7 protein-coding genes, 1 tRNA gene and 1 pseudogene are annotated in these 5,655 nt (G+C 70.2%); 4 read left to right on the forward strand and 5 right to left on the reverse strand.

All coding sequences use genetic code 11. From position 1 onward, the window contains the following. The 3 genes from G6028_RS02800 to G6028_RS02810 all read left to right on the forward strand — a co-directional run. Window positions 1–653 (forward strand): glutamate--tRNA ligase family protein (locus G6028_RS02800; protein ID WP_182657982.1); only part of this gene is annotated, 653 nt, incomplete at its 5' end. Between the two features lie 192 nt (window positions 654–845). Next, window positions 846–1,655: a queuosine precursor transporter gene (locus G6028_RS02805; RefSeq protein ID WP_095717136.1), complete on the forward strand. Its 810-nt coding sequence runs from the start codon at window positions 846–848 to the stop codon at window positions 1,653–1,655. Beyond that, complete coding sequence (locus G6028_RS02810; protein WP_017836326.1) at window positions 1,652–2,032, forward strand: CHY zinc finger protein; 381 nt, start codon at window positions 1,652–1,654, stop codon at window positions 2,030–2,032. Before G6028_RS02805 ends, G6028_RS02810 begins: the two co-directional genes overlap by 4 nt. Window positions 2,033–2,048: 16 nt before the next feature. On the opposite strand, the gene G6028_RS02815 is transcribed toward G6028_RS02810, so the two are convergent. Together G6028_RS02815 and tgt are read right to left on the reverse strand one after the other, a co-directional pair. Next, window positions 2,049–2,672: a hypothetical protein gene (locus G6028_RS02815; protein ID WP_179524314.1), complete on the reverse strand. Its 624-nt coding sequence runs from the start codon at window positions 2,670–2,672 to the stop codon at window positions 2,049–2,051. Between the two features lie 256 nt (window positions 2,673–2,928). Beyond that, on the reverse strand, window positions 2,929–4,209 hold the full coding sequence (gene tgt, locus G6028_RS02820; protein ID WP_182657983.1) for a tRNA guanosine(34) transglycosylase Tgt: 1,281 nt from the start codon (window positions 4,207–4,209) through the stop codon (window positions 2,929–2,931). 96 nt (window positions 4,210–4,305) lie between these two features. On the opposite strand from tgt, the gene G6028_RS02825 reads away from it, so the two are divergent. After that, window positions 4,306–4,920 (forward strand): TetR/AcrR family transcriptional regulator, encoded by a 615-nt coding sequence (locus tag G6028_RS02825; protein WP_182657984.1) that lies wholly within the window; start codon window positions 4,306–4,308, stop codon window positions 4,918–4,920. Between the two features lie 91 nt (window positions 4,921–5,011). Here the strand turns inward: G6028_RS02825 and G6028_RS02830 are convergent. The 3 genes and pseudogenes from G6028_RS02830 to G6028_RS02840 form a co-directional block, all read right to left on the reverse strand. Next, a tRNA-Ser gene (locus tag G6028_RS02830) sits at window positions 5,012–5,102 on the reverse strand. Window positions 5,103–5,161: 59 nt separating this feature from the next. After that, entirely contained in the window at window positions 5,162–5,368 is a 207-nt protein-coding gene (locus G6028_RS02835) for a CsbD family protein (protein WP_017838254.1), read from the reverse strand. Window positions 5,369–5,469: 101 nt separating this feature from the next. Next, window positions 5,470–5,655: pseudogene (locus G6028_RS02840) on the reverse strand (nucleoside deaminase); the annotation flags it as partial.

Consider the following 5,655-nt stretch of genomic DNA (forward strand, 5'->3'; position numbering starts at 1 on the left):
CCGCCGCCGCCGGCCGCCTCACCGACAGCGGCCTGGTCTACGAGTGCTACTGCTCGCGCCGCGAGATCGCCGAGGCACCGCGTGCCCCCCACTCCCCGCCCGGCGCGTACCCGGGCACCTGCCGAAACCTGACCGAGGCCGAGCGGGCAGCCCGACGAGAAGCACTCGGTCCGGGCCGCGTGCCCGCCCTGCGGCTGCGTGCCGGTCTCCCCGAGCTCACCGTCGACGATCTCGTCCACGGCCCCTATACAGGCGTTGTGGACGACGTGGTGCTGCGACGCGGCGACGGCGTGTGGGCGTACAACCTCGCCGTCGTCGTCGACGACTCCGACCAGGGCGTGGACCAGGTCGTCCGCGGCGAGGACCTCCTGCCCTCCACCCCCCGCCAGGCCTATCTGGCCGACCTCCTCGGCCTGCGCCGGCCGGAGTACGTCCACGTCCCGCTCGCGGTCAACGCCGCCGGCGAGCGCCTGGCCAAGCGGGACGGGGCGGTGACCCTGGCCGACCTGGCGCTGGAGGGGACGACGACGAGGGCGGCCGTCGCCCGGATCGTGGCGTCACTCGGTGGACCGCCCGGCGCGGACTCGATCGACGCCCTGCGAGGGGTGGTCTCTCCCGCATCGCTGCGATCCGGCCCCTGGGTCGTCGCCTGACCGTCGGGCCCGGACGTTCGCAGAGGTGGACGTCGCGCGATCGGTGGATTCGCCGGTCGGGCGCGTCTGCGCGGATAATCGACGCCCGTGACCACTTCATCGAAGCAGAACCCTGATCCTCGCGGGCCTGGGCGGCCGGACGGGACCATTCCCGAGCCGGCGCGCAGCACCCGGGACTCCTCCGACCCGACCATGTCCGACCCGACCCCCACCAGCCCCGCCCCCGACGCCCGGGACGACCGCAGCGGCACCGACCGCGCGGTCTTCGCCACCGTCGCCAGCCCGTACTACGGCTACCTGATCGCCTTGTTCGTGGGCGTCATGCTCATCAGCAACGTCACCGGCACCAAGGGCGTCCTGCTCTTCCCCGACCTGAGCTTCGAACTCGGGTTCCTCAGCCTCGACGGTCTCGTCACCGACGGCGCCTTCCTGCTCTTCCCGCTGGCGTACGTGCTGGGCGACGTGATCAGCGAGGTGTACGGCTTCAAGGCGATGCGCCGTGTCGTCCTCTCGGGCTTCGCCGTCCTGGCGCTGGCGGCGCTGAGCTTCACGTTCACCGTCCATCTGCCGCCGGCCCCGTTCTACGAGAACCAGGACGCGTTCGAGGCCGTCGCCGGCGTGATCCCGCAGTTCTTCCTGGCCGGCCTGGCCGGCTACGTGGTGGGCGAGCTGCTCAACAGCTACGTCCTGGTGTGGATGAAGCGCCGCACCGGTGAGAAGACCCTGTGGGCCAGGCTGCTCGGCTCAACCGTGGTCGGCCAGCTCGCGGACACCATCGTCTTCTGCACCATCGCGGCACCCGCCCTGGGCATGGTCCTCGGGTCGGGCGACTACTGGAACTACGTGGTGATCGGGTTCGTCTGGAAGACCCTCGTCGAGGCGGTCCTGCTGCCGGTGACGTACGTCGTGATCGCGTGGATCAAGAAGCGCGAGCCCAGCTATCAGACCGCCCTGGCCGGATCGACCGTGGCGCGATCGCCCCTGGCAGACTCGAGGGCATGACCTCCCACGACGAGGGCGCGGGTGGCGGCGGCTCGGGCGTCGGGCGCGACGGGAGCGGCGCATCGATACGGGTGCTCGGCGCCACCGTCGACGACCAGACCCGCTGCGTCCACTACCGCGGGCCCCTCGACGTGGTGGCGATCCGCTTCCACTGCTGCCGGGAGTTCTACCCGTGCTTCCGCTGCCACGCCGATGCCGCTGACCACGCGGTCTCGGCGTGGCCGCGGGCCGAGTTCGACGCCCCGGCGATCCTGTGCGGTGTCTGCCGGACCACGCTGTCGATCACCGAGTACCTGAACGCACACGGGTGCCCGGCCTGCAGGGCGCCGTTCAACCCGGGCTGCTCATTGCATCACTCGATCTACTTCGACGGCTGACTCTCTTACCCCGGGCTCAGTACTCCCCGTAGAACGTCTCGAGGAGTAGTGCAGACACGCGGCACGCGGCGGCGATCGAGTCCAGCCGCTGCTGGGTCGTGGCGTCGCCTGGAAGCTCGCGGTGGTACTCCCCCCGCGGCAGGAGTTCGAGCACCTCGCGCAGTCGCCCCACTTGGTGGCGATCGATCCCGTACTCGCCCGCGACCGTCAGGATCTCACGCATTACCTCACGCAGTGCCTCACCCTCTCCTGGGCTCAACCGGCCCTTGATCTCCCGGATACCCAGGTGGACCTCGATCGGGGGTTCATTCCCCTCGTCGTCAAACTCGAACTCGGCGAGCAACTCCGAATGGTCCGCGATGAGGTTGTAGAGCAAATCCGCGGCCACCTCGGGTCCCGGCCACACCCCCTCGTGGTCATCGAACGGGATCTCGGCCGCGCGTCCCATCAGTCGCTCCGCCGCGTCCTGCTCGCCGCTCCCCATCCGGTCTAGGGCTTTGACCAGGAGATTCTCGGCGGCCTGCATCGCCGCCTGACTGAAGGGTCCCAGAGGAGCTGTGGGCGCCATCGGATTGGTTCCGAAAGCGGTTCGCTGAGCGTATATCGCATCGATCTCGTCCAGAGTCTCGCCAAGGTCCATGCCGACAGCTTTCCACGCATCTGCGCGACTGCGCGACTGCGCGACTGCGCGACTGCGACCGACACTGACGCCTCACCCGAGGTGCGCGTCCGGAATGGTCCAGAGACGGCGCGCACCCCTTCCGGCGGCTGACAGGGGGGCCGCATAAGCCGAAGAGGGCGCGTACGTCATCGGCGCGGACGGGCCCCGCGGGACGTCCCCCGAGGAAGGCGCGCACGGGCCCGGCGGACGCCGACCGGGTAAGGCGCGGGCGGTGCTACGTCGAGTAGTACCGCCCCAGGAACTGGGACTTGTACGCCAGGTACTCCTCGGGCCCGGCGTCCATCGCGGCGCGCACCTCGTCGACCAACCGCACCACGAACGCCAGGTTGTGCAGCGTGAGCAGGGTCGAACCGAGGAACTCCTTGGCCTTGAACAGGTGGTGCAGGTAGGCGCGGCTGTACTCGCGCGAGACCTCGGACGGCCCCTCGGGGTCGAGCGGGGTGTGGTCGTGCCGGAACTGGGCGCGGGTGATGTTGACCCGCCCGTCGAGGGTGTAGATCCCGCCGTGGCGCGCGAGCCGGGTGGGCGCCACGCAGTCGAAGGTGTCGGCGCCGTTCTCGACGGCGGTGAAGATGTCGTCGGGCTCGCTGATCCCCAGCAGGTGCCGCGGTCGGTCCTCGGGCAGCTCCTCGGTGCACCACCCCACGATGGTGCCGAGGTTCTCCTTCTCCAACGCGCCACCGATGCCGTAGCCGCCGAACCCTCGTCGCCCCTCGGCCTCGGCGCGGTCGCTCATCTCCACCAGCCCGCGCACGGCCCGGCGCCGCAGATCCTCGAACTGCGCGCCCTGGACCACGCCCCACAGCGACTGGCCGGGCCGGTGTCCACGTTCCAGCGACAGCCGCTCGTGCTCGTCGAGGCAGCGCTGCGCCCAGCGACGGGTGCGCTCGACCGACCGCTCCTGGTACTCGCGGGTGTTCATGAGCGTGGTGAGCTCGTCGAAGGCGAAGAGGATGTCGGCGCCCAGACCGTGCTGGATCCGCATCGACACCTCCGGGGAGAAGCGGTGCGGTGAGCCGTCGAGGTGAGAGGTGAAGGTGACGCCGTCCTCGTCGACCTTCGCCAGCCTTCCCTGGCCCTTGTTGGTGGCGGAGTCGTCCGGGGTCTTGGTTGCGCCCGCCGACATCTCGATCACCTTCTTGAAGCCCACCCCCAGGCTCATCACCTGGAAGCCGCCGGAATCGGTGTAGGTGGGCCCGGGCCAGCGCATGAACTCACCGAGCCCGCCGGCGGCGTCCACCACGTCGTGGCCGGGCTGCAGGTAGAGGTGGTAAGCGTTGGCGAGGACCGCCTGCGCGCCGGTGGAGCGGACCTGCTCGGGCGTCAGGGTCTTGACGGTCGCCTTGGTGCCGACCGGGATGAACGCCGGGGTGGCGATGTCGCCGTGCGGGGTGTGGATGACGCCGGTGCGACCCCCCGCGGTGCCGTCGAGGACCATCCGCGAGCCCACGTCGAAGGTGGTCGCGCGTGGGGTGGGGGGCGTGTGATCCGACATGGTCCCATCGTGGCACGACGGTCCGGAGGCCCGGCCCCGGCCCTACGATGGGGGAATCGACGGCGGCAGGACACGACGACGACGACGAGGTGAGCGATGCCCGGCACGAGCGGTCGACGGCTCTCCCGACACGAGCGCCGCGACCAACTGGTGGTCCTGGGGGTGAGGCTCCTGGAGACGGTGCCGTTCCACGCGCTCTCGATGGACGACGTGGCCGAGCGGGCCGGGGTCTCGCGCAGCCTGCTGTTCCACTACTTCCCCACCAAGCTGAACTACCTCACGGCCGTGGTCAACGCGGCGGCCGACCACGTCCTGTCGCTCACCGAGGTGCCGGAGGGGGCCAGCGCGGAGGACCGCACCCGCGCGATCATCACCGCGCTGGTGCGCTACATCCAGCGGCGTCGCGACAACTACGTGGCGGTCCTACGGTCGGGCAGGTCCGTGGACCCGGTCCTCGAGCAGGTCGTGGACGGCATGCACCGCACCATCAGCCTGCGCATCCTCCACAGCATCGGGGTCATCCGACCCGGCCCGATGGCCCTGGTGCTCACCCGCGCCTGGTTGGCAGGTGTCGAGGAGTTGGCGCTGCTGGGCGAGGAGTCCGGGCTGCCCCGGGAGACGGTGATCGACTCCGCGATCACCACGCTCCGCGCGGTCGCCGCACTGCCGGACTTCGTCGCCGACGTCTTCCCGGGTCACAACGCGGACTGAGATGAGCCCCGGAATGAGATGAGTCCCGAAGTGAGAACGATCCCGAAATGAGGAGAGTCCCGGAACTCCGATGAGTTCCGGGACTCTCCCGTGGCGGTGGCGGTGGGATTTGAACCCACGGTTGGGGGTTACCCAACACAGCATTTCGAGTGCTGCACCTTCGGCCGCTCGGACACGCCACCGCCGATCAGGCTACTTCACGAGCGGCCGCAGGCGGAAATCGCCTGCTCGCCGCGGCGAATCAGGCCTTGTCGTTGCCGGTGAGCTTGCTCGCGGCCTCGTTGGCCTTGTCCTTGAGCTTCTCGGCGCCCTGCTTGATGCCGGCCTTGCCCTGGTCCGCCTGGCCCTCGGCCTGGAGGTCGCGGTCGCCGGTCGCTGCGCCGGCCGACTCCTTGGCGCGGCCACCGAGCTCCTCGGCCTTGTTCGAGAACTTGTCTCCCACACCCATGTGGTGCTCCTCTCGATCACGGCGCCGGTGCCCGGCGCCTCTCCTCACCCACCGTACGGAGATGTGCGCCGGGCCTCCACCGGACCGCGGTCACGATCCCGTCACCGCCGAGCGCGAAAGAACTCTTCGAGCAGCGCGGCGCACTCGGTCTCGAGCACCCCGCCCCGGACCTCGGGGCGGTGGACGAGCCGACGGTCGCGGACCACGTCCCACAGCGATCCGCAGGCCCCGGTGCGGGGCTCCCACGCGCCGAAGACGATGCGGCCCACGCGCGCGGCGACCGCGGC

Origin of the sequence: Dietzia cercidiphylli (assembly GCF_014145145.1) — a bacterium.
GTDB lineage: Bacteria > Actinomycetota > Actinomycetes > Mycobacteriales > Mycobacteriaceae > Dietzia > Dietzia natronolimnaea.